The organism is Pseudoalteromonas sp. Angola-7, from assembly GCF_028599255.1.
Taxonomy (GTDB): domain Bacteria; phylum Pseudomonadota; class Gammaproteobacteria; order Enterobacterales; family Alteromonadaceae; genus Pseudoalteromonas; species Pseudoalteromonas atlantica.
This window is the reverse complement of the sequence record NZ_JAQREL010000044.1, coordinates 1-504: the sequence shown is the minus strand read 5'-3', so window position 1 is coordinate 504 and position 504 is coordinate 1. Positions and strand designations below refer to the sequence as shown.

The following is a 504-nucleotide window of genomic DNA, read 5'->3' as shown; positions in this document are numbered from 1 at the left end:
CATATATCCAGTACAGTTTTCTTGGCCCCATTGCCAAATGTTCAACGGTTTTAGTGCAACCTCATCAGGATATGTTGCGGGTAAATCTGTGCGCTTTAAATCTCCAAACTGATTATGATGAACAATAAGGGCGATTAAAATACGTTCAAAGGAAGCCAAACTCATATTGGCATTTTCAACATAATCAAGGTCACCCCGCTTTTTAACGTTGCTACCAACTACAACCCCATCAACTTGGCCTTTAAAGCCTCCCTGTACAATCCCAAAATATCTTTCTCCAATAGGTCGAAAAACCGCTTTGTAAGGGCCTGGAGTTTCAAGTGATATTCCACGCTGCCCTTGTAAGTACTCCATTTGATCCGCCATCAACTCACCCCGGTCGGCAGCAATTGCCTCACAGAGCCCAATCGTTGGCCAAATGTCAGCTGTTACCCAATCTAAACCTAAATCATGGGCTCGCTTAATTTTGCTATCACTCATCGCCGATATCAGCGCCTGCATAGC

At 44.2% G+C, this 504-nt stretch carries 1 pseudogene; it reads right to left on the bottom strand.

The annotated features are described in order from the left end of the window. A pseudogene (locus PSH50_RS21015) lies at positions 1-480 on the bottom strand (transposase); the annotation flags it as partial. Positions 481-504: the final 24 nt, after the last annotated feature.